Annotated in this window: 24 protein-coding genes, 1 tRNA gene and 1 pseudogene; 13 read left to right on the forward strand and 13 right to left on the reverse strand. The window is 63.0% G+C overall.

All coding sequences use genetic code 11. The features are described 5' to 3' along the window. Window position 1: 1 nt before the first annotated feature. Genes NL532_RS09325 through NL532_RS09340 form a run of 4 tightly spaced genes read right to left on the reverse strand, consistent with a single transcriptional unit; the run spans window position 2 to window position 4434 of the window. Entirely contained in the window at window positions 2-778 is a 777-nt protein-coding gene (locus NL532_RS09325) for an enoyl-CoA hydratase/isomerase family protein (RefSeq protein ID WP_023828237.1), read from the reverse strand. Further along, window positions 771-2372 (reverse strand): acyl CoA:acetate/3-ketoacid CoA transferase, encoded by a 1602-nt coding sequence (locus tag NL532_RS09330; RefSeq protein ID WP_023828236.1) that lies wholly within the window; start codon window positions 2370-2372, stop codon window positions 771-773. The genes NL532_RS09325 and NL532_RS09330 overlap by 8 nt, the downstream gene beginning before the upstream one ends. After that, window positions 2369-3379 (reverse strand): Gfo/Idh/MocA family protein, encoded by a 1011-nt coding sequence (locus NL532_RS09335; protein ID WP_023828235.1) that lies wholly within the window; start codon window positions 3377-3379, stop codon window positions 2369-2371. Before NL532_RS09335 ends, NL532_RS09330 begins: the two co-directional genes overlap by 4 nt. After that, window positions 3376-4434: a LacI family DNA-binding transcriptional regulator gene (locus NL532_RS09340; RefSeq protein ID WP_023695643.1), complete on the reverse strand. Its 1059-nt coding sequence runs from the start codon at window positions 4432-4434 to the stop codon at window positions 3376-3378. The genes NL532_RS09335 and NL532_RS09340 overlap by 4 nt, the downstream gene beginning before the upstream one ends. A 229-nt stretch (window positions 4435-4663) precedes the next feature. Here NL532_RS09340 and NL532_RS09345 point away from each other — a divergent pair, with 229 nt between their 5' ends. The 7 genes from NL532_RS09345 (at window position 4664) to NL532_RS09375 (ending at window position 10016) form a co-directional block, all read left to right on the forward strand. After that, window positions 4664-5818, forward strand: coding sequence for a dihydrodipicolinate synthase family protein (locus NL532_RS09345; RefSeq protein ID WP_023755031.1), 1155 nt, complete (start codon window positions 4664-4666; stop codon window positions 5816-5818). A 104-nt stretch (window positions 5819-5922) separates the two neighbouring features. Next, the gene (gmd, locus tag NL532_RS09350) at window positions 5923-6993 is read left to right on the forward strand and encodes a GDP-mannose 4,6-dehydratase (RefSeq protein ID WP_023755030.1); all 1071 of its coding nucleotides are present in this window, start codon (window positions 5923-5925) and stop codon (window positions 6991-6993) included. A gap of 9 nt (window positions 6994-7002) precedes the next feature. Beyond that, complete coding sequence (gene fcl / locus NL532_RS09355) at window positions 7003-7971, forward strand: GDP-L-fucose synthase (RefSeq protein WP_023755029.1); 969 nt, start codon at window positions 7003-7005, stop codon at window positions 7969-7971. Window positions 7972-8052: 81 nt separating this feature from the next. Further along, a complete protein-coding gene (locus tag NL532_RS09360; RefSeq protein ID WP_023710933.1) occupies window positions 8053-8259 on the forward strand; it encodes a hypothetical protein in 207 nt (68 codons plus the stop codon). 403 nt (window positions 8260-8662) lie between these two features. After that, window positions 8663-9127, forward strand: coding sequence for an Hsp20 family protein (locus NL532_RS09365; RefSeq protein ID WP_023671192.1), 465 nt, complete (start codon window positions 8663-8665; stop codon window positions 9125-9127). Window positions 9128-9311: 184 nt separating this feature from the next. Continuing rightward, the gene (locus NL532_RS09370; protein WP_023683230.1) at window positions 9312-9614 is read left to right on the forward strand and encodes a DUF982 domain-containing protein; all 303 of its coding nucleotides are present in this window, start codon (window positions 9312-9314) and stop codon (window positions 9612-9614) included. A 114-nt stretch (window positions 9615-9728) separates the two neighbouring features. Next, window positions 9729-10016 (forward strand): DUF982 domain-containing protein, encoded by a 288-nt coding sequence (locus NL532_RS09375; RefSeq protein WP_031197745.1) that lies wholly within the window; start codon window positions 9729-9731, stop codon window positions 10014-10016. A gap of 207 nt (window positions 10017-10223) precedes the next feature. On the opposite strand, the gene NL532_RS09380 is transcribed toward NL532_RS09375, so the two are convergent. Together NL532_RS09380 and cpdR are read right to left on the reverse strand one after the other, a co-directional pair. Next, a tRNA-Val gene (locus tag NL532_RS09380) sits at window positions 10224-10298 on the reverse strand. 114 nt (window positions 10299-10412) lie between these two features. Continuing rightward, window positions 10413-10775, reverse strand: a complete 363-nt coding sequence (gene cpdR, locus NL532_RS09385; protein WP_023671195.1) for a cell cycle two-component system response regulator CpdR — start codon at window positions 10773-10775, stop codon at window positions 10413-10415. A 164-nt stretch (window positions 10776-10939) separates the two neighbouring features. Here cpdR and NL532_RS09390 point away from each other — a divergent pair, with 164 nt between their 5' ends. Together NL532_RS09390 and hisN are read left to right on the forward strand one after the other, a co-directional pair. Next, window positions 10940-11881 (forward strand): N-formylglutamate amidohydrolase, encoded by a 942-nt coding sequence (locus tag NL532_RS09390; RefSeq protein WP_023733490.1) that lies wholly within the window; start codon window positions 10940-10942, stop codon window positions 11879-11881. A 334-nt stretch (window positions 11882-12215) separates the two neighbouring features. Continuing rightward, window positions 12216-12989 (forward strand): histidinol-phosphatase, encoded by a 774-nt coding sequence (gene hisN / locus NL532_RS09395; RefSeq protein WP_023733489.1) that lies wholly within the window; start codon window positions 12216-12218, stop codon window positions 12987-12989. Window positions 12990-13001: 12 nt separating this feature from the next. Here the strand turns inward: hisN and NL532_RS09400 are convergent. The 4 genes and pseudogenes from NL532_RS09400 to NL532_RS09415 form a co-directional block, all read right to left on the reverse strand. Continuing rightward, window positions 13002-13199 (reverse strand): annotated as a pseudogene (locus NL532_RS09400) (helix-turn-helix domain-containing protein); the annotation flags it as partial. 182 nt (window positions 13200-13381) lie between these two features. After that, window positions 13382-13621, reverse strand: coding sequence for a DUF1127 domain-containing protein (locus tag NL532_RS09405; RefSeq protein ID WP_023828233.1), 240 nt, complete (start codon window positions 13619-13621; stop codon window positions 13382-13384). 3 nt (window positions 13622-13624) lie between these two features. After that, the gene (locus NL532_RS09410) at window positions 13625-13795 is read right to left on the reverse strand and encodes a hypothetical protein (RefSeq protein WP_023683236.1); all 171 of its coding nucleotides are present in this window, start codon (window positions 13793-13795) and stop codon (window positions 13625-13627) included. Window positions 13796-13957: 162 nt separating this feature from the next. Further along, the gene (locus tag NL532_RS09415) at window positions 13958-14917 is read right to left on the reverse strand and encodes an alpha/beta fold hydrolase (protein ID WP_023828232.1); all 960 of its coding nucleotides are present in this window, start codon (window positions 14915-14917) and stop codon (window positions 13958-13960) included. A 459-nt stretch (window positions 14918-15376) separates the two neighbouring features. Between NL532_RS09415 and NL532_RS09420 the strand changes: the two genes are divergently transcribed. Next, window positions 15377-15844, forward strand: a complete 468-nt coding sequence (locus NL532_RS09420; protein ID WP_023671202.1) for an Hsp20 family protein — start codon at window positions 15377-15379, stop codon at window positions 15842-15844. 156 nt (window positions 15845-16000) lie between these two features. Next, on the forward strand, window positions 16001-16765 hold the full coding sequence (locus tag NL532_RS09425; RefSeq protein ID WP_023686418.1) for a sulfite exporter TauE/SafE family protein: 765 nt from the start codon (window positions 16001-16003) through the stop codon (window positions 16763-16765). Here the strand turns inward: NL532_RS09425 and NL532_RS09430 are convergent. Further along, entirely contained in the window at window positions 16762-17658 is an 897-nt protein-coding gene (locus tag NL532_RS09430; RefSeq protein ID WP_023828231.1) for an MBL fold metallo-hydrolase, read from the reverse strand. The two genes, NL532_RS09425 and NL532_RS09430, sit on opposite strands and share 4 nt — an antisense overlap. A gap of 18 nt (window positions 17659-17676) precedes the next feature. Continuing rightward, window positions 17677-18726, reverse strand: coding sequence for a threonine aldolase family protein (locus NL532_RS09435; protein WP_023686416.1), 1050 nt, complete (start codon window positions 18724-18726; stop codon window positions 17677-17679). Between the two features lie 509 nt (window positions 18727-19235). Between NL532_RS09435 and gltB the strand changes: the two genes are divergently transcribed. After that, entirely contained in the window at window positions 19236-23987 is a 4752-nt protein-coding gene (gene gltB / locus NL532_RS09440; RefSeq protein ID WP_023828230.1) for a glutamate synthase large subunit, read from the forward strand. Window positions 23988-24127: 140 nt separating this feature from the next. Continuing rightward, entirely contained in the window at window positions 24128-25582 is a 1455-nt protein-coding gene (locus NL532_RS09445; protein WP_023671207.1) for a glutamate synthase subunit beta, read from the forward strand. Here NL532_RS09445 and NL532_RS09450 read toward each other — a convergent pair. Next, on the reverse strand, window positions 25579-26784 hold the full coding sequence (locus NL532_RS09450) for an SGNH/GDSL hydrolase family protein (RefSeq protein WP_023828229.1): 1206 nt from the start codon (window positions 26782-26784) through the stop codon (window positions 25579-25581). The two genes, NL532_RS09445 and NL532_RS09450, sit on opposite strands and share 4 nt — an antisense overlap. Window positions 26785-26801: the final 17 nt, after the last annotated feature.

Here is a 26801-nt window from a genome sequence, read left to right on the forward strand (position 1 = left end):
TCTAGGATCTTGAAAAGGCCGGCTTCTGCTTGGCCTTGAAGGCGCTCACGCCGGCTTTGAGGTCGCCGGTCAGCGCAACGAAGCCGCTGGCGAGCGCCTCGGTGGCGGCCGCACTTTCCTCGCCTTCGGCGACTGCGATCATCAGCTTGGCGGCTTCGGTTGCGAGCGGCCCGCGCCCGGCGATTTTTTCGGCCCAAGTCCTGGCCTCTGCCAGCGCCTGGCCGGTCTCGACCACGCGGTCAACGACGCCGAGTGCAAGCGCGTCGGAGGCGGCAAAGAGCTCGCCGCCGAGCGCCATGCGGCGCACGATCTGGGCCCCAAAGCGGCGCACGGCGCGCTGCGTGCCGGACCAACCGGGGACGACGCCGATCGATGTCTCGGGAAAGCCGAGCTTCACCTGCGTTTCGGCGACACGGAAGTCGCAGGCGACTGCCAGCTCCAGCCCGCCACCCAACGCATGGCCGGAAAGCACCGCGATGGTCGGCTGCCGCAGCCGCGCCAGTCGGTCGAAGACGCGGTGGCCGTAGCGCACCCATTGCACCTGAAAGTCGGCAGCGCTCATCTCGCCCCAGGCCTCGACATCGCCGCCGGCGCAAAAGCCCTTGCCTTCGCCGCGGATCAGCGCGACGCGCACGCCTTCAGCCATTTCGGCTTCGTCGAGCGCTGTCTCGAGCGCGCGCAGCATTGGAATGTCCAGCGCGTTGAACTTCTCCGGCCGGCGCAGCGTGACGATACCGATGGCGCCGTCCTGCTCGAAGGTGACGAGGCGCTCAGCCATGCGCGCCTCCGAGAGAAGCGCCGCCATTCAGCGACAGGCCGATCGGCCGATCCTGGTACAGCGCCGCCGGTGTCACCTTGAGGTCGTTGGCGACGCCGAGCGGTGTTTCGGACTGAGCCAACACATCGCGCTCGAGGTCGACGCCCGGCGCAAGTTCCGTCACCATCAGGCCGTCCGGCGTCAGCTTCATCACGCAACGCTCGGTGACGTAGGTGATGTCCTGGCCTTGAGCGACGGCGCGCTTGCCGGAGAAAGAGATGTGTTCGACCTCGTTGACGACCTTCTTGACCTTGCCTTCCGCGTCGATGCGGATGCCGCCATCGGCGAGCGAAAGCTTGGCGCCGGCATTGAAGAAGCCGGAGAAGACGATCTTTTTCGCCCGTGCCGTGATGTCGACAAAGCCGCCGGCCCCGGCGGTGACATGTGGCAGGGCCGAGAGTTTCGACACGTTGACGGAGCCATGGCGGTCGATCTGCAAGAAGGAGAGCAGCGAGGCATCGAAGCCGCCGGCCTGGAAATAGATGAACTGGTGCGGCGAGGGCATGATCGCCTCGGCGTTCGAGGCACAGCCGAACTTGAAGTCGAGCAGCGGCACGCCGCCGACGGCGCCCTGCTCGATCACCCAGGTGACCTTGCCGTGCTGGCCTTCCTCGAGAAGGATACGCGGCACGTTTGCCGAGATGCCGAAGCCGATATTGACCGCCATCCCGTCGCGCAATTCCATGGCGACGCGGCGCGCGATTACTTTCTGGACGTTCATCTCAGCGTTGCGGAAGCTGGACAACGGCCGGAAGATCTCGCCCGAAACCGCCGGGTCGTAAGGCGTCAACGTCGTCTGCAACTGGTCCGGCGCCACCACGATGTGGTCGACCAGGACGCCGGGCACGCGCACGTCATGCGGCTTCAGCGTGCCGTTCTCGACGACGCGCTTGACCTGCGCAATGACGATGCCGCCATTGTTGCGGGCGGCGAGCGCCTGTTCAAGGCCGCCGAGATAGGCGCCTTCATGTTCATAGGTCAGGTTGCCGCGCTCGTCGGCGGTGGTGGCGCGGATGATCGAAATGTCAGGCACGATCGAGCGGAAATAGAGCCATTCCTCGCCGTCGAACTGCTGCACCGAGACGATCGGCTCGCTTGCCGCCGCGTTCATGGCGCAGCCCTGGTGGCGCGGGTCGGCAAAAGTGTCGAGGCCGACCTTGGTCAGCACGCCCGGCCGCTTGGCGGCGGCCTCGCGGTGCATGTCGAACAGGATGCCGGAGGGCACGTTGTAGGCGGCGACCGAATTGTCGCCGATCATCTTCCATATCTGCGGCGGCTCGGACGAGGAGGGGCCTGAGGGATAGGAGCCGCAGAGCGTGCGCTTCAACAAGCCGGGCTTGGCCAGATGGTCGATGCCCTTGATGCCATACATGTCGCCGGCGGCGATCGGATGCAGCGTGGTGATGTCTTTCGGATGGCCTTCGGCGTCGAAGCGCTCGCCGATGGCGGCGAGCACGGCGTCCGGGCAGCCGAGCCCGCTCGATGACGAGACGGAGACGGTCATGCCGTCCTTGATGAGGCTTGCTGCTTCAGCGGCGGAGACGAGCTTGCTCACACGACACCTTTCGGATCGATAGTGACGGCCTTGCCGGACTTTGCCGACTGCAACGCTGCTTCGGCTGAGGCCAGCGACCAGACGCCGTCCTCGCCGGTGGCGGAGGGCTGGCCTTCTCCACGCATGGCGGCATGGAACTGGCGCAGCGACCTGGCGTAGAGGTCTTCTCGGTCGAAGCTCAGTTCCTCCTCGCCTTTGGCGGTGCGTAGCAGCACCGAGCCGACTGGCTTCTGCGTCATCACATTTTTTGCGATCAGCGAACCTTCGGAACCATGCACCTCAAAGCCGGTATCGGCGAACTTGGTTGTGAAGCCTTCATGCGACTGGGCGATGATGCCTGACCCGAAGCGCCAGATGCACATGGCGCCGTCTTCCAGCCCGCTGCTGGCCATGCCGGCCAACTGGGTGAAGGCGGAGACCTCGACCGGGTCGTCGCCGAGCACGAAGCGCAGCGTGTCGGCATCATGCACGGTGATGTCGAGCACCACGCCGCCGCCGGCCTCAGGCTTGGTAATGCGCCAGCCCTGCAGGTTTTCCGGCAAATAGACGGAATGGAAGACGCGCGCGGCAATCGGCTTGCCGATGCGGCCGGCTGATATGGCGTCGCGCATGGCGCGGTGGGCGCCGGCATTGCGCAGATGATGGTTGGTGCCAAGCACCACGCCGGCTTCCTTGGCGGCGGCGACCATGGTGCGCGCGTCAGTGCTGGTCAGCGCCAGCGGCTTTTCGCATAGGACATGCTTTCCCGCCTTGATCGCGGCCAGCGCCTGTTCGAGATGCAGTTCATTGGTGGTCGAGATGTAGACGGCGTCGATTTCGGCGCCGAGCAGGTCGTCCAGCGTCGAGACGGCAAGCGGAATATTCTGTTCCGCGGCATAAGTCTTGGCGCGCTGCGGACTGGAGCTCATCACCGCCGCGATCTCGCCACCCTCTTGCGCGCGGATGGCGTTGATCATGAACTGTTTGGCGATCGTGCTGGCGCCGATCAGTCCCCATTTGACGCTCATGCCGCGTCTCCCATTCCTGCTGATGTGTCCTGGGCGCCGCGATCGGGACCGCAGCTGTCCCTGACGACCAGATTGACGGCGCCGATATGGTCCTCGGCATGCGTGATGCGCGACTGGATCATCTTCAGCATGACGTGGGCGGCGCGTTCGCCGAGGCCGGGTGTGTCCACCGAGACGCTGGTCAGCGCCGGCATATAATGCTCGGCCTCGACCACGTCGTCGAAGCCGACGACGGCGAAATCCGCGCCGGGCTCCAGCCCGCGCTTGCGCAGCGCCAGCATGACGCCGAAGGCGACGGCGTCGTTGAAGCACAGTGCCGCCGTCGGCGGCTCGGCCATGGCAAGGGCGGTTTCCAGGCACGCGATGCCGCCCCTGCGGCTGGTCTCGCCTTCGACGACAAGCACGTCGCGCCTGGCAATGCCCAATGTTTCGCAAGCTTCACGAAAACCGCCCAGGCGCTCCTGATAGACGACCAGGTCGGAGGTGCCGCCGAAGAAGGCCAGCCGGCGATGGCCCTTGCCGATCAGATGGGCGGCGGCGAGATACGCGCCGCGATGGTTGTCAGGAGCGATCACCGGGATGCGGCTGTCCGGCAGGCGGCGCATGGCGAAGACGACCGGCACGCCCGCCATCTCGAGGCGACGGAAGGCGCCCGGCGTGGTGCCGCGTGCCGGTGACACGATCAGGCCTGCGACGCCCTGTTCCATCAGCGACTTCAGCACTTCTTCCTGGCGCACCGGGTTCTCCGCCGTGTTGGCGATGAAGGGCACGATGCCGGCCGACTGGAAGACGCGCTCCATGCCGACCGCCAGCTCGGCGAAAAAGGGGTTGGTGAGATCGTTGATGACCATGCCGATGACGTTGGAATGGGCTTTGCGCAGATTGGCGGCGCCGCGGTTGTAGACATATCCGACATCCTCGATCGCCTTGCGAACCTTGACCGCGGTTTCAGGCCGGATCAGCCCTGAGCCTTGCAGCACAAGCGACACCGTCGATTTGGACACACCAGCCTCGCGGGCGATGTCCAGGATCGTTGCCTTGGCCCGGCTGGCCATGTCGGTGGTTTCCTCCGCCTGAATGAGAAAATCTATTGGAACGTTCTAATCACTCTGCCAAACGAGAGTCAATCGGGATTCTTGCGGAGATCGAAAAGGTGATGAATGTGGTTCCTAGCAAGGACTCTTAGCCTTCTTCAACGTTTGGCCCAGTTCAATCGCCGGAATCATAAAGTTCCTTGATTTATTGGAACGTTCCATTTATAGGGTGCCGAAAACGGAGGTTGCCATGGATATCACCCTGCCTACGCAGAATGGCGGCCGCGTCAGCTACAAGCTCGCGGGCAGTCCGGTCGAGCCCGTAATCGGTGCAGTTTTCCCGCGCATCGCCTATGCCGCGGCCCATGTCGTCGCCGACCCTTTCGCGATGACCGACCCCTGGTCGAAGCCTGCGGTCGACTGGGACAAGACGATGGCGTTTCGGCATCATTTGTGGCGGCTTGGCTTCCGCATCGCCGAGGCGATGGACACCTCGCAGCGCGGCATGGGTTTCGACTGGGCGAATGCGCAGGAATTGATCCGGCGCTCGATCGCCGAGGCGCGCAGCGTCGAAGGCGCAGACCTCGCCTCGGGCGCCGGCACCGATCATCTGGCGCCGGCCAATTCGAGATCACTCGAAGATGTGATCGCCGCCTATGAGGAGCAGTTCGCTTTCATTGAAGGCGAGGGCGGCAAGGCGATCATGATGGCCAGCCGGGCGCTGGCAGCGGTCGCAAAGGGTCCGGACGACTATATCAGGGTCTACGATCGCATCCTCAGCCAGGCATCCGGCAAGGTCATCCTGCACTGGCTGGGCGACATGTTCGATCCTGCACTGAAAGGTTATTGGGGCAGCGGCAATTTCGAGGCCGCGCTCGACACCGTCGTCGCCATCATCGAGCGTCATGCCGGCAAGGTCGAGGGGATAAAGATTTCCCTGCTCCATGCCGGCAAGGAAGTTGCCTTGCGCAACCGGTTGCCGGAAGGCGTCGTCATGTTCACCGGCGACGATTTCAACTATCCCGAACTGATTGCCGGCGACGGGAAGCGGCACTCGCACGCCTTGCTCGGCATATTCGACGCCATCGCGCCGGTCGCCAGTGCGGCGCTCGCGAAACTGGCTGACGGCGACCGCGCCGGCTTTGACGCGCTGATGGCGCCGACAGTGCCGTTGTCGCGCAAGATCTTCGAGGCGCCGACGGAGTATTACAAGGCCGGCATCGTCTTCATTGCCTGGCTCAACGGCCATCAGGACCATTTCGCCATGGTCGGCGGCATGCAGTCGGCGCGCGGCATCCTGCACTATGCCGACATCTTCCGCCTTGCCGACCAGGCAGGGTTGCTCGCCGATCCCGAGCTTGCGCTGGCCAGGATGAAGCATTTCTGCGCGGTTGCAGGTGCCTGAGAACGACACAATCGCTGGCTGAAACCTGTCCCCCGTATGGGGGATTTGCGTTCTCGCGCCAAATCTGTATTCGGTTGCCGGGATTGGATGCGGACGGAGCGGCAATGACGGAAAAAGTGGCGCTCATCACCGGGGTTACCGGGCAGGACGGGGCCTATCTCGCAGAATTGCTTCTGCAGAAGGGCTATATTGTCCATGGCGTCAAACGCCGCTCGTCCTCGTTCAACACCGAGCGCGTTGACGACATCTATGTCGATCCGCACGAGCGCGGTGCGCGTTTCTTCCTGCATTATGGCGACCTGACCGACGCGACCAACCTTATTCGCCTGGTGCAGGAGACACAGCCCGGTGAGATCTACAATCTCGGCGCCCAGAGTCATGTCCAGGTGAGTTTCGAGACGCCGGAATACACCGGCAATGCCGATGCGCTGGGAACACTCAGGCTGCTCGAGGCGATCCGCATCCTGCGCCTGGAGAAGTCGGTGCGCTTCTATCAGGCATCGACGTCGGAGCTTTACGGCAAGGCGCGCGAGGTCCCGCAAAGCGAGGCGACGCCCTTCCATCCGCGCTCGCCCTATGCCGCGGCCAAGCTTTACGCCTACTGGATCACGGTCAACTACCGCGAGGCTTACGGCATGTTCGCCGCCAACGGAATCCTGTTCAACCACGAAAGCCCGACACGCGGCGAAACCTTCGTCACCCGCAAGATCACGCGGGCCGTCGCCTCGATCCATCACGGCCTTCAGGCCACGCTCTATCTCGGCAATCTCGACGCCAGGCGTGACTGGGGCCATGCGCGCGACTATGTGGAGGGCATGTGGCGCATTCTGCAGCACAGCGAAGCCGACGATTTCGTGCTGGCGACCGGTGAGGCGCATTCGGTGCGCGAATTCGTCGAACTGGCTTTTGCCGAGACCGGGCGCACCATCCGCTGGCAAGGCGAGGGTGTCGATGAAGTCGGTGTCGATGCCGGTTCGGGCACTGTCCTGGTGCGCATCGATCCGCGCTATTTCCGGCCGACCGAGGTCGACCTGCTGCTCGGCGACTCCGCCAAGGCCAAAGCCAGGCTGGGGTGGTCGCACACGACCGGCTTCAGGGATCTGGTGGCGGAAATGGTGCAGGCCGATCTGGCGCGCACCGCCGGCGGCACGCGGCAGAACAGCCGTTCTGCGTGAGGCAGGCCGATGGACGCGACATTTGAACTGAAGGGCAAGCGTGTCTTCGTCGCCGGGCATCGTGGCATGGTCGGTTCGGCCGTCGTGCGCCGGCTGGCGAGCGAGGACTGCGAGATACTCACCGTATCGCGCGACAGGCTCGACCTGCTCGACCAGGCAGGGGTGCGGCGCTGGATGGCCGAGCACAGGCCGGATGCGGTGGTGATGGCGGCCGCCAAAGTCGGCGGTATCCTGGCCAATGACCGGTTCCCTGTCGATTTCCTGCAGCAAAACCTGGTTATGCAGGGCAATGTCATTGACGGCGCCTTTCGCAGCGAGGTCGGCAAGCTTTTGTTTCTCGGCTCGTCCTGCATCTATCCAAAGCTCGCGCCGCAGCCGATCAGGGAAGACGCGCTGCTGACCGGTCCGCTCGAACCCACCAATGAATGGTATGCGATCGCCAAGATCGCCGGGCTCAAACTGTGCCAGGCCTATCGGCGCCAGCATGGCGTCGACTACATCTCGGCGATGCCGGCCAACCTTTACGGTCCTGGCGACAATTTCGATCTCCAGTCCAGCCATGTCGTGCCGGCCCTGATGCGAAAGGCGCATGCACTGGCGCTGAGCGGCGGCAACAGCCTCGAGGTCTGGGGCTCGGGCACGCCACGGCGTGAATTCCTGCATGTCGACGACGCCGCCGATGCCTTGGTCTGGCTGTTGAAGAATTATGCCGGCGACAGCCACGTCAATGTCGGTTCGGGCGAGGATGTCACCATTGCCGAGCTTGCCCAGACCGTCGCATCGGTCGCCGGCGTCGAGGCTGATATCGCCTTCGATACGACCAAGCCAGATGGCACGCCGCGCAAGTTGATGGATGTTTCGCGGCTGTTTGCGACGGGATGGCGCCCGCGCTACGCGCTTCGCGATGGATTGGAACAGACATATGCGTGGTTTCTCACCCATATTGAGAAGGGTGATGTCCGCCTCGGCGCGGCCTGATTCCAATTTTCCTTGAACCATTTCGCTGCCGCCCGCGACCAAGCGGTGTGTAGCAAACACGGTCCATCAAGGAGAACGTCAATGTTTATCACTTCAAGAAACGCATTTCTCGCCGCCATCGCGGTTTCGGTGCTGGCAGGGTGTCAGACGGCACCGCCGAGGGAATGCGAGAAGACCAAGCCCGGTGTCACCTACAACGGCAAATGCTGCGGCATCGGCACACCGTGCCGTGAAGGCAACAACACCCCTCATGACAAGCCCGACAGGCCCGATCCGCGGCCACAGTGATCCGCGAGCCAGAAACGTCCCGGCACGTGCCGGGACGTTTCGCCCCGACAGGGTGGATTTACGGATCGGAAGGCCGCTACCCGGTTCCTTGCTGGCCGGCATTTGAATACGAAACGGGACGGCGGGGCAGTAGACGATGCGGTCGCGCAGATCGCGCGAAAACTTCCCGCCGGATCTGTACTTCAAGGGGCTGTTCGACTGTTCGAAGGGAAGGTCCCGTAGAAACTCAGATTTCGCTTTCCGTCGATGCGAAGGATGCTACTAAAAAAATTCGAGATGCTCTTGAACTCATTTGGGGCGCCTCCTAATTCGATTTCCGCCAAGGCCATAAGGCTCGGCAAAAAATGGCGGCGCCGCTGGGGCGGCGCCCTTGTACCCATGTTGCTTCAAGGAGGATGTGGCTATGAGAACCTTTGATACCCTCTATCGGACCACCGTCGGTTTCGACCGGCTTTTCGACATGCTCGACAGCGGCACGCGTCCAGACTGGCCGCCCTATAACATCGAGAAGGTCGACGAGAACGATTACCGTATCTCGATGGCCATCGCAGGCTTCAGCCAGGATGAGGTTGAGCTGACCCAGCATGGACCCGAACTGGTCGTGGTAGGCCAGAAAGCTGATGATCAGAGCGGACGCCAGCTGCTGCACCAGGGCATCGCCTATCGCAGTTTCAGGCAGACGTTCAAGCTTGCCGACCACATGAAGATCAAGGCAGCCAAACTGGAGAATGGCCTCCTCTCGATCGACATCGTCCGTGAGATTCCCGAAGAGCTGAAACCGCGCCGCATCAGCATCGGCGTCGGCGACACGCCGACGGCCGCCACTCAGATCACGCAAGACACGGACCGCGCGCGTAAAGCCGCGTAATCCTGTCGATCTGTCACACTTTGAACTGCGGGTCCGCCTCCCGGTTCCGGCCGGGAGGCTGTGATTGCGGAGAAACGAAGATGATCACTGCAGGACGTACTGGCGCGCCTCTGTCGCGCGCCTGCAGTTGGCCTGGACCGCGCAAACCATGAAACTCAATGGTTCGTTCAATTTGGAGGATCATATGAACGATCGGATGTTTGACAGCGCCGTTTTCGTGAAAAGCGGCGACAACCTTGTTCAGGAAATCACGTGTCTCGAGGACGCTCTGGAGTTCCTCTATGAATGGCCGAAGGACAGGCGCGGCCCCATTCACCAAACCGCATTGCGGGCCTGCCAGCGAGCTTTCGATAGCGATTATCCGCTTTCCGCAGCCAGAGAAGCGTTCAGCGGTTTTGCGAAAGCAGCCAGAATCCTTGAAGAAGTATCCACGACAATGCCGTGGATGATGGGCAGAGGTGGCGAAGGCGGAGGAGTGACTGCCTAAGCGCGTCGCGCTGAAACGGATTCATGCGACACGCTTTAAGTCTTTGTTTTGATGCATGTCGTTGTCCCAGACCCGTGGCACACTTCTGGGTGACATGCATTAGGAAAGGAGGTCATGATGCTATCGAAACCTTTTGAAAAGCCGGTCCGGGTGTGGGTGGGATTGGGCTTTCCCCGCCAACTCAACACGGTCGCGGATGCCTATCAATTCGCATCCGAATGGTGTGGCAACAGCCCGGAGCAGAGAGCTGCTATTCGCGCTTGCAAAGCCGCTCTGATTGGCGATGTGGAACCCGAGACAGCACGAGGCGTCTTCGTCGCGTTCGCTCGCAAGAAGGATATTCTTATGGAGGACGGCATCGAGCCTGCGCCTTCAAGGACGCTAAGCCCGCACCACGTCTAAAGCGCGTCCCGTTTGAACGGACTCAGGCGACGCGCTTTAGGTCTTTGTTTTTAGGCATGTCGTTGTCTCAAAACCGGGGCCACTTTTGAGCGCCATGCATTAGAATGTCCACAAACACGAGGCGGCTGCCACAAGCGGTGGCCGCCTTACCGACTAAGTTGTCGAAGGGGTGCGCCAAAAACGGGCTTGGCCAAGTTATCGAAAGGATGGTGGGCGTGACAGGGATTGAACCTGTGACCCCTGCAATGTCAATGCAGTGCTCTCCCGCTGAGCTACACGCCCATCCGAAGCCGCGCATACACCATTTTTGGTCCAGCGCGTCAATAGCCGGAAAGGGAAAGAAAGGCTCGTTTTGTCGCGCCGCCGACGAAGCGGCGAGATCACACTGTGCGTGCTTCAGGCGGCCTGCAGCATTTTTTCGACCTCGTTGACGAGATCGCGCAGGTGGAAGGGCTTGGACAGCACCTTGGCGTCTTTCGGCGCCTTGGAATCGGGGTTGAGCGCGACGGCCGCGAAACCGGTGATGAACATCACCTTCAGGTCGGGATCGATCTCGGTGGCGCGGCGGGCGAGTTCGATGCCGTCCATCTCCGGCATGACGATATCGGTCAGCAGCAGGGAGAAAGGTTCTTCGCGCAGCCGCTCGTAGGCGCTGGCGCCATTGTCGAAATCGCTGACGTGGTAGCCGGCCCGCTCCAGTGCCTTGACCAGGAACCGGCGCATGTCGTCGTCGTCTTCCGCCAGCAGAATGCGTGCCATCTTGTCCCGTCCGAATCACCCCAGCCAAGCCTGCCGTCCGGCAAGCCCGTTAACCATCCTGTATATGAGGAGCTGACGGTAAACATCAAGTGAACGTTGGCGGCATTAATCCTGATTTGACGGGGTTCCTGACATGCCGAAATGCTGGACATGCGGCCGATGAGGTGGCAGTTTCCCATCATGATGCATTGCTGTTTCCGGGTTCGTTCAAATTGACGACGGCAGCCGAAGATTTTTCGGTCGTTCCACCCTTCGAAATCCGATCGGGCGCCGAGCAGCGCGTTCCCTTCGTCTTCAACTCACCGCATAGCGGCCGCTATTATCCAGACCGCTTCCTGGCCATGGCGCGGCTCGACCGGAGCGCCATCCGCCGCTCCGAGGATTGCTATGTCGACGAACTGTTCGGCGGCGCGGTGGCGCTGGGCGCGCCGATGCTGGCGGCGAATTTTCCGCGCGCCTATCTCGACGTCAATCGCGAACCCTGGGAGCTCGACCCGCGCATGTTCGCCGAGCCGGTGCCGTCCTTCTGCAACATCCGCTCGGCGCGCGTTGCCGGCGGGCTCGGCACCGTGCCCAAGCTGGTGGGTGAGGGGCTCGACATCTATTCCGGCCGTCTGCCGCTGGCGGAGGCCGTCCAGCGCATAGAGGCGGTCTACAAACCCTATCACGAGACGCTGAAGCGGCTATTGACCAGAACCCATGCCAGGTTCGGCTATGCCGTGCTGATCGACTGCCATTCGATGCCGGCGAGCATCAGGGTGGGCGACAGCGGCCTGCGGCCGGATTTCATCGTCGGCGACCGTTTCGGCATCTCGGCCACGGCAGCCCTGACCGAGACGGCGATCGGCCTGCTCATCGGCATGGGCTACACCGTCGCCCACAACAAACCCTATGCAGGCGGCTTCATCACCGAGCATTACGGCCGGCCGGCGCGCCATCTGCATGCGCTGCAGATCGAGGTCAATCGCGGCCTCTACATGAATGAGCGGACGTTCCAGAAATCGGCCGGCTTCGATGCGCTGGCCGACGATATGGCGCGCTTTTCGGCCGACCTGATGGCGATGCCCGACCACCACTTCATAGACCTGCCGCTGGCCGCCGAATGACACCGAGCGGCGGCTGTTCATGAGATCCCGCGCTGGCCATCCCGCAGCGTAAAAAAGACCGCATCGTTTGCACGACACGGTCGAAGTCTAGGGAGGAAACGCCCAAGGAGGGCATGGACAGGAAACCTGTCCGAGAACAAATTTATTGTGCGATGCACAAATGTCAATCGATCCCACGCTTTTTTAATTCACTCTGATGTGAAAATGCGTTTCGGTGGCGCCGATGTGTGACATTTCGGCAACGCTGATGTCTCTAATAAATCGATAAACCGGCTTGTTTTGGCGGGAAAGTGCCTGCAGACCGGGTTGGCACTCTGCAATGCGGGAGAATCACGTGGACATCAGCATCGATTTCATGCGCCGGATCGCGCAAGCGGCGGCGGCTGAAACCTTGCCGCGTTTCCGCGCACAGGGCGCGGTGGCCAACAAGGAAAAAGGCAGTTTCGACCCGGTCACCGAGGCCGACCGCGAGGCCGAGCGAGCCATCCGGGCGCTGATCTCGGCTGAGTATCCCGATCACGGTATCCTTGGCGAAGAACATGGCAGCGAAAACATCTCCTCAAGGCATGTCTGGGTGATCGATCCGATCGATGGTACCCGCGCCTTCATCTCAGGCCTGCCGGTGTGGGGAACGCTGGTCGGATTGACGGTCGACGGTGACGCCGTCGCCGGTATGATGGCGCAGCCGTTCACCGGCGAGCTGTTCTACGCCAACGCTTCCGGCTCCCACTACGAAGGCCCCGGTGGGCCGCGGAAGCTGTCGACCCGCAAGAGGACGAAGCTTGACGAGGCGACCTTGTTCACCACCACGCCGGCGCTTTTCAAGGGCGAGGCGCGCACCCGCTACGACGCGTTCGAGAAACAGATCCAGCTCGCCCGCTACGGAGCCGATTGCTACGCCTTTGCCATGATCGCGTCCGGCAGCGTCGACATCGTCGCCGATCCCGGATTGAAACCCTACGACATCGTGGCGCTGATCCCGATCATCGAAAAGGCCGGCGGCGTCATCACCACATTCGAGGGCGGTCCGGCGGAAAAGGGCGGCGACATCCTGGCCGCCGCAACGCCGGAGCTTCACGCGGCTGCAATGGCAGCCCTGCGCGGCTGATAGTCGACCCGATCAGCGCGGCTTGATCGAGCGCTGGAATTCCGCCGGCGTTCGCCCGTAGACCTGCCTGAACGCTGAGCTGAAATGGCTGTGGCTGGAGAAGCCGAGGTCCAGGCCGAGCGTGGTCAGATTGTCGTAGCGGCCAAGCAGGTCGAGCGCGCGCGCCAGCCGCAGGCGCAGATGGTAGCGATAGAGCGGCATCGCCTCGACACCCTCACCCTGACGGTGCCGGTGTCCAGAAGCGTCTGTACCGTGAACTGCGACATGGTGAGCTGAGACATGGCCGTGGCATTCTACCCTTGCACCGAAAGCTGCTCCGGCACATTAGGCGATTGGCCTGTCCAAACCTGTCAGGAGACTTCACCTGTCGGGCCCTTCGTAACGGCCATGGCTCAGGCCCACAAACGGCGCATGTATTCGCAGTGAGCTTGGCTGCGCGACACGCCGATGTCCTTGAGCTGTTCGTCGGTCATTTCGAGCAAGGCAAGGCGGCTTCGGCGCCTTTCCAGTTGACGGCCGATCCAGTTGGCCGCCGCGATGCCTTGTGTCCGCAAGGACCGCCGGAACGTCGCGGTTTGAGTTGTCGGCTGATGTGCGAGGCATTGCGCCGCCGCTGCATGATCGGGGCGCATCGCTCAGGCTTCCCCGTTGCCGGCCACTGAAGCGCCGGCCACTGAGGCGCCGGCTTCGTTCAGCGCAATCGCGCATTCCTCGCAGCAGACCTCGACGGTCTTGCCGCCGACCTTGACGCGGATCGGGTTGGCGTCCAGCTGGCAATCGCAGGCAGCGCAGGTTTTCTCGGTCATGACGTCATCTCCTTGGCGTTCAGTACGCGGAGAGATGAGCATTCCGGGGCGGCACCGGCTGTCAGAATCTTTAGCTCTTTGTGTGCTGCGGGCGCTGCTCCTGACAGAAGGCTGTCAGCAGGCGCAAGCTCAAGGCGCCGCAACATGCAGCGCCGGGCGGCATCAGGCTGTCGGGTCGTCGTTGCCGGGTATGAAGGCGTCGAAGGCGGCGAGCAACTGCTCGCGATAGACATCGGCCTCCTGCAGGATCTCGTGTTTCGAGCCATCGATCATCAGCAGCGAGCCGAGGCGCAGACGCCTGGCGTAGGCTTCCACGGCCTTGGTCGAGACGACCTGATCGGCGCCGGCGGCGATCATCAGCAGCGGCACCTGGATCCTGGCCATGAAGTCGGGCTCGCTGATGGCTTCGCCTGCCTTGATTGCCGCCTGCAGCCAGCGGATCGTCGGCCCGCCGAGCGCCAGTTGCGGATAGTGCTCGTAGATTTTCGTGTTGCGCTGATAGCGCCCGGGGTCCGATGTCACCTTGTTGAGGGCGAAGGGCAGGGTTTCCCTGGGACGCGGACCCCAGGCGGCGTAGAGCCGACCGAGGCCGAGAAAGCACAATACCGAGCAGACGCGGCGCGCCGTTTTTGCCGACACGGGCGAGTCGGGCACCGTCAGGAAAGGCGCAATCAGCACCATTCGACGCACCCGGTTGACCATCGACGGCGCCGCGAGCAGCGCGATCACGGCGCCCATGGAATGGGCGAGGATGTAATACGGGCCGCGGCAGTCGGGCAGCACGATATCCTCGAAGAACTGTTCGAGGTCGCCGGTGTAATCGTAGAAGGAGCGGACATAGCCGCGTTGCGGGTCGGCGATCAGCCGGTCGGAATCGCCTTGGCCGCGCCAGTCGAGCGTGGCGACGCCGAGGCCGCGGTCGGTCAGGTTGCGGATGGTTTCGAAATATTTCTCGATGCACTCGTTGCGGCCGGGCAGCAGCACGACGGTGCCTTTCAGCGGCCGGGTGACCGCGGCAAACAGGCCGTAGCGGATCTTCTTGCCGTCGCGCGTGGTGAAAAAGCCGCCGCCGACATTTTGCGGCGGCGGATTGCCTGGCGTGGGATGGAAGAGATCCGTCATTAGGCGCTTGCGTGTTCGTGGTGTCTCACCCGGCAGGGGCGTCGGCATGGTGATAGACGCCAATGGATGAAAAGCAAAGGGAGGGCGCCAAGGGGGCGGACGAACAACAAGCAAGGCCGGAAGCAGCCTGCGGCGGCGTGCTTCCGGCCTCTGTCGATCCGGGAGGAAGGGACGTTACACCCGGTCGGCCTCGTCGCGGCGCTTTCATCCGGCGCCGCCTGGTTCTTTATCCTGGGGGCACTCTAGCGCCGGCCGGCTGAACGGGCGCCGAAGCAGCGGTTCATCTGCCGTTCATCGACGCCTCGATTGGCGCTCTTCAAAAATCCTTGAAATGCGCTTTTGCGCTCCCCAAATGTCGGATGCAGCCGCCGATGTCGGGGCTGCTGGTCCACCCGAAACGCCTTTCCAGGGTTTCGCACCGGCCACACGCAAACATGTTGCTCAACAGGAGAACACCTCATGCGTCACGTTGATTTTTCCCCGCTCTATCGCTCGACCGTCGGCTTCGACCGCCTGTTCACCATGCTCGACTCGCTGGCCCAGCCCGATGGCGCGCAGACCTATCCGCCCTACAACATCGAGCGCACCGGCGAGGACGCCTATCGCATCTCGATGGCGGTTGCCGGCTTCTCGGACGAAGAGATTTCGATCGAAGCCCACCGCAACGTGCTGACCGTCAAGGGTGAGCGCAAGGAAGAGGGCAATGGCGAAGGCTCCGAGCTGCTCTACCGCGGCATTGCCTCGCGTTCGTTCGAGCGCCGCTTCCAGCTTGCCGACCATGTCGAGGTCGTCGGCGCCACCCTGAAGAACGGCCTGCTTTTCGTCGACCTTAAGCGCAACATCCCCGAGGAGCTGAAGCCGCGCAAGATCGCGATTACCGCCTCTTCGGCCAACGCCAAGCAGATCGAGGCCAAGAACGCCGCGTGATCAAGACGGCGGCGTCACAACGCCCAAGGTTGAAAGCGTCTCCTCCCGAGACGAAAGCGGCGCCGCGAGGCGCCGCTTTTTTCGCCGCAGCCTCTGTCACCCCAACCGAAGAGTTCTGGCTCTTTTGCGGCGGGCGCCGTCTTCCCATGAAGGGCGATGTCTGATCTTTCGGCTGATTTTTCCCTGGCCCTAACGGCAACCATTGCGGTGACCTTCCTGCTGGCCGGCATCGTCAAGGGCGTTACCGGTATGGGACTGCCGACGTTGGCGATGGGGCTGCTGGGCACAATCATGCCGCCGGTCGCCGCGGCTTCGCTGCTGATCGTGCCGTCCTTCGTCACCAATATCTGGCAGCTGTTTGCCGGCCCGAGCTTCGGATGGATCCTCAGGCGGCTGTGGCTGATGATGGTCGGCATCGTCGCCGGCACGCTGGCCGGCTCATGGCTGCTGGCCAGCGACAATGTCAAATGGACGACGGCCGGCCTCGGGGCGGCGCTGATCGTCTATGCCGTCTATACGCTGCTGGCGCGGCAGTTGACGGTTCCCGCGTCAGCCGAGCGCTGGTCGTCGCCCATCGTCGGTTTCCTTACCGGCATCGTCACCGGCGGCACCGGCGTGTTCGTCGTGCCCGCTGTACCTTACATTCAGGCGCTGGGCTTGAGCCGTGACGATCTGATCCAGGCGCTCGGCCTGTCCTTCACCGTGTCGACGATCGCGCTCGCTGCCGGCCTTGCCTCGCACGGCGCGTTCCAGGTCGGGCATGTCGCCATGTCGTCGCTGGCGGTTGCGCCGGCCTTGCTCGGCATGTGGCTCGGACAGTTGCTCCGGCAGCGGATCAGCCCGGCGACCTTCCGGCGCTGGTTTCTTGTTTTCCTGATCTTGCTTGGCCTCGAGCTTTTGGCGCGGCCTTTCCTTGCTTAGCGATCGGTGCCGGTTGCGAGAACGGCCTCGATGTTTTGCCGGTGGACGGGCTCGTACAGCGCGAAGTACTCGACCGCGCCCGTGGCGAATATGTCGGCGCCGAAGGTTTTCAGATCCTGCTTCGCAAGATCAGGCTCACGCCGGCAGCGAAGCAGTTTTTGAACGTAGGCTTGCGTGGCGGCGATGAGGCCTTTGTCGTAGCCGCCTCGCTCAATCGCTTCGAGCGAGCCGTGATTGGGCAAGATGCGGTCTATCGGCCACCCGCTCATGCGTTCGAGATCGACCAGATGTTGCGCCAGCCGATCCGCCTCGCTGACATAGGTGATTGGATCCTCGAGCGTGTCGCCCGCCAGGAGCAGGCCGGTTTCGGGCATGAACAGCACCGTGCCGTCATGGCTGTGGATTTCGACCTGACGCAGCTCGATGGCTATCGATCCAACGGTGAGGTCAAGACTGCCTTCGAAGGTCCTGTTCGGCAGCACGAGAGGCTTGATCGGTGGAACACCGCTTTCGATCTCAGCCCGGTTGTTCGCGAGCGCCGAGGCGGTGAGCGTGTTGGCGATAATCTCGCAATCCTGAAACACCTCATTGCCGGCAATATGATCGTCATGCCAGTGGCTGAGCACGACCCGGATCGATGTTGCGCCCATGTCTTCGAGCGTCTGCCTGATGAAGCGCGCGTGAGGCAGCGAAATATGCGTGTCGTAGACAAGCGCCTGCGAACCATCGACGATCGCATAGGTGCAGATGCCGAGGGCATAGGCGCCGTCGTCCAGCCAGTTCGGCTCGTCCGACCAGGCGCGAACGCCGTCAACGCGGCCATCGTAGAAGCCGAGCACGTTTGGCGCCGGGCGAACCAGCCGCATGGTTGAGCCGAGAGGTGGCTTTGTCATTGGCGCGGTCTCGCGGGTTCAGGCGATCATCTGGCCGAAGCGATCGACCTCATCTGAAGTCGTGGCAAAGCTGGTGACGAAGCGATAGAGCAACTCGTCCTCGCCGACATGGCCGTCGAAGCCGTGCGGCCTGTGCCAGTCGTAAAAGGCTGCGCCGACGGATTGCAGCCTTTCGGCTTCCGCCTTTTTCATCACCGCGAACACCTCGTTGGCCTGCGGCAACCAGGCGAGCTTCGCCGTTGCCGAATCCTCGATCGCAGCCGCCAGGCGCGCGGCCATGGCATTGGCATGACGGGCCGTGTCCAGCCACAGGCCGTCTGTGAAGTAGGCGTCGAACTGCGCTGCGATGAAGCGCGACTTGGAGAACAGCTGTGCGGCGCGCTTGCGCAGGAAGGACAACTCCTTGGCGCGGTCTAGATCGAACAGCACCACCGCTTCGGCGCACCAGCAGCCGTTCTTGGTGCCGCCGAACGAGACGATGTCGACGCCGCGCTTCCAGGTCATTTCGGCCGGCGTCGTCTCAAGCGCGACCAATGCGTTGGCAAAACGGGCGCCGTCCATATGCAGCGGCAGGGAAAAGCGTTTGGCGATCTCCGAAATGGTGGAAATGTCGTCGAGCCCGTACACTGTGCCGACTTCGGTCGATTGGGTGATCGAGACGGCCGTCGGGCGTCCCCAATGGACGATTTCGGGTGCGAAACGGGCGACGGCGCGTTCAAGATTGTGCGGATCGATCTTGCCCAGGGCGCCGTCGACAGCATGGAGACGCGAGCCGCCGCTGAAATATTCCGGCGCGCCGCATTCGTCCTCGATGATGTGCGATTCGCGGTGCGCAAAGGAAATGCCGCCGGGCTTGTTGTAAGCGGCCAGGGACAGCGAGTTGGCCGCCGTGCCGGTAGCGACGAAGAACACCGCGACCTCGCGTTCGAAGATCTCGCTGAAACGCTGGTAGACGGCCCGGTCGAGATCGCCATCGCCATAGGCGGTCGAAAAGCCGCCAGCATTGGCTGACAGCCCGGCGGCAATGTTGGAATGGACGCCCGCCCAGTTGTCGGATGCAAAGAACATCAGGAAAGTCCCTGCCTGGTTGAGAAAGTCTGGTTGCGACAAGAGCGCGACCATGGCCGTTTCGGGGTTTGACGCGCAAGGGCCAAGGGCTGAAAAAGCGGTAAAGCCAAAGGCGATCACGAAGGAGTGCCGGGACCGAAATTTCGTTTCAACAGCGCCCGACGAAATTTGCTGTCGCCAAACGTCCAAGAATTTGGTGAATCGGTCTTGTGTGCGCCCAGGATTTCTGCCATAAAAATTTAGGACAGTAGTGCTGTCTTATATTGTCGCACAAGTCAGGCTGGATTGGCGTATCATTTGGGCCACTCCGGCCGTTGCCGCGAGCGACGGGTAGACGGCTCGGCTGTGGCCTGTACGATACCGGATACGAACCGGCGGTGCACCGCACGGTCCGCCAAGGATTTCGAAAAGACGTGCCGCAAGAATGAGAGCGGAAGCCAGTCGCTTCCCAAGGTAGACCAGCGCCCCAAATGCTAGACGTGCAAGGGGCCGGATCGGAGGACAGGACGATGACGGAACTGACGCCATCTGCGATTATCGGCCAGGCCGCGCAGACGAAAGCGGCAGCCGTTAAAAATACCGTTCTGACCAAAGAAGGCCGAACCACCAACGGCCTGACCGGCAACGGTATGGCCGCGCAGGGTCTCTACGATCCGCGCAACGAGCATGACGCGTGCGGCGTCGGCTTCATCGTCAACATGAAGAACGTGAAGTCGCACCAGATCGTCAAGGACGGGCTCTTCGTGCTCGAAAACCTGACGCATCGCGGCGCTGTCGGCGCCGATCCGCTGATGGGCGACGGCGCCGGCGTGCTGGTGCAAATCCCCGATCATTTCTTCCGCGAAGAGATGGCGGCCCAGGGCGTCGAACTGCCGGCGGCAGGCCAATACGGCGTCGGCCACTGGTTCATGCCGCAGGATGCGGCACTGCGCGCCCATATCGAAGAGATCATCGCCGAATCGGCGCAGTCAGAAGGGCTGCCGCTGCTCGGCTTTCGCGACGTGCCGGTCGACAATTCATCGCTGTCGAAGGCGCCCGATATTGCGGCCTCCGAACCGTTCCATCGCCAGGTCTTCATCGGCCGCACATCAGACATTCCAGATGACGAGGAATATGAGGCCAGGCTGTACCTGCTGCGCAAGGTGATTTCCGGCCGCATCTACGCCGAGAACAACAACAAGGATATCGGCGCCTACTGTGTGTCGCTATCGGCGCGCACCATTGTCTACAAGGGCATGTTCCTGGCCTACCAGGTCGGCGCCTATTACAAGGATTTGTCGGATCCGCGTTTCGAGACCGCGCTGATCCTCGTCCACCAGCGCTTCTCGACCAACACCTTCCCGTCATGGAAGCTCGCGCACCCGTACCGCATGGTCGCGCATAATGGCGAGATCAACACGGTGCGCGGCAACAACAACTGGATGGCGGCGCGCCAGGCCTCGGTCGATTCCGAACTGTTCGGCAACAACATCTCGAAGCTGTGGCCGATCTCCTATGACGGCCAGTCCGACACGGCGTGCTTCGACAATGCGCTCGAATTCCTGTTCCAGGGCGGCTACAGCCTCAGCCACGCCATGATGATGCTGATCCCGGAAGCCTGGGCCGGCAACAAGCTGATGGATGCCGACCGCAAGGCTTTCTACGAATACCACGCAGCCCTTATGGAGCCGTGGGACGGGCCGGCCGCGGTCGCCTTCACCGACGGTCGCCAGATCGGCGCCACGCTCGACCGCAACGGTCTGCGCCCGGCGCGCTACATCGTCACCGACGACGACCGCGTCATCATGGCGTCAGAGGCCGGCGTGCTGCCGGTGCCGGAGGAGAGGATCGTCAAGAAGTGGCGGCTGCAGCCCGGCCGCATGCTTCTGATCGACCTCGCCAAAGGCCGCATCATTTCCGACGAGGAGATCAAGTCGGAGATCGCCACCAGGCATCCCTACAAGACCTGGCTCAACAACACGCAGCTGATCCTGGAGGATCTGAAGCCGGTCGAGCCGCGCGCGCTGCGCAAGGATGTCAGCCTGCTCGATCGCCAGCAGGCGTTCGGCTACAGCCAGGAAGACACCAAGCTGCTGATGTCGCCGATGGCGACCACCGGCCAGGAAGCGGTGGGTTCGATGGGCACGGACACGCCGATCTCGGCGATGTCGGACAAGTCGAAGCTGCTCTACACCTACTTCAAGCAGAATTTCGCCCAGGTCACCAACCCGCCGATCGACCCGATCCGCGAGGAACTGGTGATGAGCCTGGTGTCCTTCATCGGGCCGCGGCCGAACATCTTCGACCTGGTTGGCAATTCGCGCCGCAAGCGGCTCGAAGTGCGCCAGCCGATCCTGACCAATGGCGATCTGGAAAAGATCCGCTCGATCGGCCACACGGAAGACCGTTTCGACACCAAGACCATCGATATCACCTACGGGTCGAGCGAGGGCGCGTCCGGCATGCAGGGCGCGGTCGAACGTCTGTGCGAGCGGGCGGAAGCCGCTGTCGCCGGCGGCTACAACATCATCATCCTGTCCGACCGCCAGGTCGGTCCCGACCGTATCGCCATTCCGGCACTGCTGGCGACGGCTGCGGTGCACCACCATCTGATCCGCAAGGGTCTGCGCACCGCGGTCGGCCTGGTCGTGGAATCCGGCGAGCCGCGCGAAGTGCATCATTTCTGCTGTCTCGCCGGCTACGGCGCCGAGGCGATCAACCCCTACCTTGCCTTCGATACGCTGCTCGACATGCACAAGCGTGGCGAACTGCCGGCTGAGGTCGACGCCTACGAGGTGGTCTCGCGCTACATCAAGTCGATCGGCAAGGGCATCCTCAAGGTGATGTCGAAGATGGGCATCTCCACCTACCAGTCCTATTGCGGCGCGCAGATATTCGACGCCATCGGGCTGAAGTCGGATTTCGTCGAGAAGTACTTCACCGGCACAGCGACGCTGATCGAAGGTGTCGGCCTGGACGAGGTCGCGGCTGAGACGCTCAGCCGCCACACCGACGGTTTCGGCAACGATCCGGTGCTGCGCAACAGCCTCGAGGTCGGCGGCGAGTACATGTACCGCATGCGCGGCGAAGCCCATATGTGGTCGCCCGACGCCGTCGCCACCTTGCAGCACGCCGTGCGCCAGGGCTCGTGGGAGACGTTCAAGGAGTATTCCGCGCAGATCGACAGCGAGACGGCCCGTGCTCAGACCATACGCGGCCTGTTCAGGATCAAGCTTGCGGAAGAGACCGGCCGCAAGAAGGTGGCGATAGAGGACGTGATGTCGGCGGCCGATATCGTCAAGCGCTTCTCGACCGGGGCGATGTCGTTCGGCTCGATCTCGCGCGAGGCACACACGACGCTGGCGCGCGCCATGAACCAGATCGGCGGCAAGTCGAACACCGGCGAGGGCGGCGAAGAGGCAGACCGCTATCTGCCGCTGCCGGGCGGCGGCAAGAACCCCGAACGTTCGGCGATCAAGCAGGTCGCCTCGGGACGGTTTGGCGTCACCGCCGAGTATCTCGTCAATTCCGATGTCATGCAGATCAAGGTCGCGCAGGGCGCCAAGCCCGGTGAGGGCGGCCAGCTGCCCGGCCACAAGGTCGACGCGACCATTGCCAAGGTCCGGCACTCGACGCCCGGCGTCGGCCTGATCTCGCCGCCGCCGCATCACGACATTTATTCGATCGAGGATCTGGCGCAGCTGATCTACGATCTGAAGAACGTCAACCCGGCGGCCGACGTTTCGGTCAAGCTGGTGTCGGAAGTCGGTGTCGGTACGGTTGCGGCCGGCGTCGCCAAGGCACGCGCCGACCACATCACCATATCGGGCTATGATGGCGGCACCGGCGCGTCGCCGCTGACCTCGCTCAAACATGCCGGCAGCCCGTGGGAAATGGGCCTAGCCGAGACGCACCAGACGCTGGTGCTGAACGGGCTGCGCTCGCGCGTTGCGCTGCAGGTCGATGGTGGCTTGCGCACGGGGCGCGACGTCATCATCGGTGCGCTGCTCGGTGCCGACGAGTTCGGCTTCTCGACCGCGCCGCTGATCGCGGCCGGCTGCATCATGATGCGCAAGTGCCACTTGAACACCTGCCCGGTCGGCGTCGCGACGCAGGACCCGGTTCTGCGCAAGCGTTTCAAGGGCACGCCCGAGCATGTCATCAACTTCTTCTTCTATGTTGCGGAAGAGGTGAGAGGGCTGCTGGCCGAGATGGGCTACACCCATATCGACCAGATCATCGGCGACAGCGACCTGCTGGAAAAGCGCGAGATGATCCAGCATTGGAAGGCGCGTGGGCTCGATTTCGGCAAGATGTTCTTCAAGCCGGACGCGCCGCATGAGGCGGTGCACTGGACCGAACGGCAGAAACACCCGATCAACGATGTACTCGATCGCAAGCTAATCGAACTGGCGAAGCCCGCGCTCGAAAGCAAGCAGCCGGTCAAGATCGAGGTCGACATCCGCAATGTCGATCGCTCCACGGGCGCCATGCTGTCGGGCGAAGTCGCCAAGCGCTTCAGGCACAAGGGCCTGCGCGAGGACACGATCCAGGTGAAGCTGACCGGCACCGCCGGCCAGTCGTTCGGCGCCTTCCTGGCGCGCGGCATCTCGTTCGATCTCGTCGGTGCGGCCAACGACTATGTCGGCAAGGGCCTGTCGGGCGGACGCATCGTCATCCGGCCGCCGGAGGAGTCCAGGATCGTCGCGGCGGAATCGATCATCGTCGGCAACACCGTCCTCTATGGCGCGACCGAGGGCGAGGCCTATTTCGCAGGTGTCGCCGGCGAGCGCTTCGCGGTGCGCAATTCGGGCGTCGCCGCCGTCGTTGAAGGCGTCGGCGATCATGGCTGCGAATACATGACCGGCGGCATCGTCGTCGTCATCGGCCAGACCGGTCGCAACTTCGCCGCCGGCATGTCGGGCGGCGTGGCCTATGTTCTGGATGAGGCCGGCGATTTCGCCGCGCGCTGCAACATGGCGATGGTCGAGCTGGAGCCGGTTCCGGAAGAAGACGATCTGATGGAAAGGCTGCTGCATCATGGCGGTGACCTCGACCACAAGGGTCGCGTCGACGTCTCGGGCGACATGACCACCCATGACGAGGAACGGCTTTACCAGCTTATCTCGAACCACGTCCATTTCACCGGTTCGGTACGCGGCCGCGAGATACTCGACGACTGGACGACCTTCCGGCCGAAATTCCGCAAGATCATGCCGGTCGAATACCGCCGCGCGCTGATCGAGATGGAACGCATGCGCATGGGCGTGGCGGCGGAATAGGTTTTTCGACTTGCCGGGAGGCGCAGGCTTCCCGGCGGAACTTTCAGCGACAGTTTGACCTCGGATGCAAGGTTGCCACGGCTGCCTCAAGGGGTTAACGGGTGCGAAAACCGCACCATCTGGACAGCAGGAACTGGACTATGGGCAAGGTAACAGGCTTTCTCGAAATCGACCGGCAGGTGCACAAGTACCAGCCGGCCTCCGACCGCATCCGGCATTTTCGTGAATTCACGCTGCCGATGTCGGACAAGGAGGTCGAGAAACAGGCCGCGCGCTGCATGGATTGCGGCATCCCGTTCTGCCACGGGCCGACCGGTTGCCCGATCCACAACCAGATCCCGGACTGGAACGACCTCGTCTACAATGGCGACTGGGACAATGCGATCCGCAACCTGCATTCGACCAACAATTTCCCCGAGTTCACCGGCCGCATCTGCCCCGCGCCCTGCGAGGAAGCCTGCACGCTGAACCTCGAGGACATTCCGGTTGCCATCAAGACTGTCGAACAGGCAATCGCCGACAAGGCTTATGAAACCGGCCATATCCGGCCTTATCCGCCAGAGAAGAAGACGGGCAAGCGGGTCGCTGTCATCGGCTCCGGCCCGGCAGGGATGGCGGCGGCGCAGCAGCTTGGCCGCGCCGGCCACGAGGTCAGCGTCTATGAGCGTGAGAGCCGTCCCGGCGGGCTGATGCGCTACGGCATTCCCGACTTCAAGATCGAGAAGCACTATATCGACCGCCGCATCGAGCAGATGCAGGGCGAGGGCGTGACCTTCCATTGCGGCGTCAATGTCGGTGTCGACAAGCCGGTGGCAGAGTTGCTCGCCGGATACGATGCGGTGCTCTATTGCGGCGGTTCGGAATCGCCGCGTCCGGCCAACATTCCGGGCGACGATCTCGGCGGCGTCTATGACGCCATGCCCTATCTGGTGCAGCAGAACCGTCGCGTCGGCGGCGAGCCGATCCAGTCGGTGGCCTGGCCGTCGCATCCGATCATCGCCGGCGGCCAGCATGTCGTCGTCGTCGGCGGCGGCGATACCGCGTCCGACTGCGTCGGCACCGCCTTCCGCCAGGGCGCGGTGCGCGTCACCCAGCTCGACATCCGCCCGCAGCCGCCGGAGAAGGAAGACAAGCTTTCGGTCTGGCCTTACTGGGCGACCAAGATGCGCACCTCGTCCTCACAGGCCGAAGGTGCGGAGCGCGAATTCCAGGTGGCGACGCTCGAATTCATCGGCGAGGACGGCCAACTGACCGGCGTCAAATGCTGCGAAGTCGACGAGAAGCGCAAGCCGATCGCCGGCACCGAATTCGTCATCCGTGCAGACCTCGCCTTCATCGCCATCGGCTTTGCCGGACCGGCTGCCGCCGGCGTCGCGAAAGAGCTGGACGGTGAGATGAAAATCACCACCGACAGCCGCCGTTCCCGCAATGTCGAAGCCAATGATCGCGACTACAAGACCAGCGTCGACAAGCTCTACGCCGCAGGTGATGTGCGCCGCGGCCAGTCGCTGGTTGTGTGGGCGATCCGCGAAGGCCGCCAGGCCGCGCGCTCGATCGATGAAGCGCTGATGGGGTCGACGGTACTCCCCCGTTAACGGTTGATCGCCGTCGTCGTATCCGTCGCGGCAGCGGCCTTGGGCGGCCAGGAGAAGTCGTCGGCGCGGCCGGGCGAGGCCTCGGGCGCCTTGCCTTCGAGGATTAGTTTTTCGCCGGGCAGATCCGGATTGGCTTTCGGCGCCGCCGCCGCACCGAGAAGCTCGGTCCCGCCGTCGAGCGCCGGATCGTTGAGCAGCATTGGAACGGTGCGGTCGACCACGATCGGGGCGGCGGGCAGCGACCGCGCCTCGACCGGGGCGCCGGCCGGCGCGGCAGCCGTCACCACGCTTCCCGGCGCTGCCAGGCCGAGGATCTTGGCCAGCGGCTTTTCGGTGTAGAAGGCGAGCTTTCGCTTGCCGGCTTTCGAGACGTTGATGCCGTCGTCGGAGCGCAGCCGCACGGCCTGGCCGTTAATGTCGGGGCCGGTCGAGACAAAGGCGCCGTTCTCGTCGACGAACCCATCCCAGACATCGACGAATTCGCCGCCGTTCTTCTCGGCTGCCGAGTGGTAGATGTCGTTGAATGCCAGCATGTCGGAGGTCATCTTCGGCGTCTTGAAGGCTGGCATGCCGACCCACAGATAAGGCACCTTGGTCGCCGCCAGTGCCTTTCCCAAGGCTTCGGTCCGGCGTTCGTATTCCTTGGTCCAGTTCTCGGAGCGCGGCTGCTCGCGCACATCGTTGACGCGCATCTGCTGGCGGTCGTTGGAGCCGAGCATGACGACGACCACGGAGGGTTTTTCGGTCTCGACCAGCGATTTGACCTGTTCGGGCCAGTTGTAGACATCATCGCGCACGAAACCCGAAGAACCGTTGGCGCGCTCGACGATCCTGACGTTGGCATTGTCGGCAAAGGCTGTTTCGAGGCCTTCGGCCAGGCCGTTGGCCATGAAATCGCCGATCACCAGAATGACGCGGGCATCCGGTGTCTTCTCGACAATCGGAGCGGAAGGTTCAACGGGTGCACGGGGCTTCTTCTTGACCTTCGGCTTTGCCTTGCGGACGTCGAGCGGCGGCTCGATGCGTTCGCTGCGGCGCGGGAACAGAAGGTCGCGCAGCGACCAGCCGCGGTTCTGCGGTTGCTCCTGCGCCAAAGCCGGTGTGTGGAAACTGCCGGCGACCCCCGTCGCCAGGACGACGATGGCCAGAATGAGGATCGGCAAGCGGAAAGCGATCACACGGATACGCGCTGCCGGAACCAAGCACCCTCTCCATCACT

Origin of the sequence: Mesorhizobium sp. C120A, assembly GCF_030323105.1 — a bacterium.
In the GTDB taxonomy this organism is placed as follows: Bacteria; Pseudomonadota; Alphaproteobacteria; order Rhizobiales; family Rhizobiaceae; genus Mesorhizobium.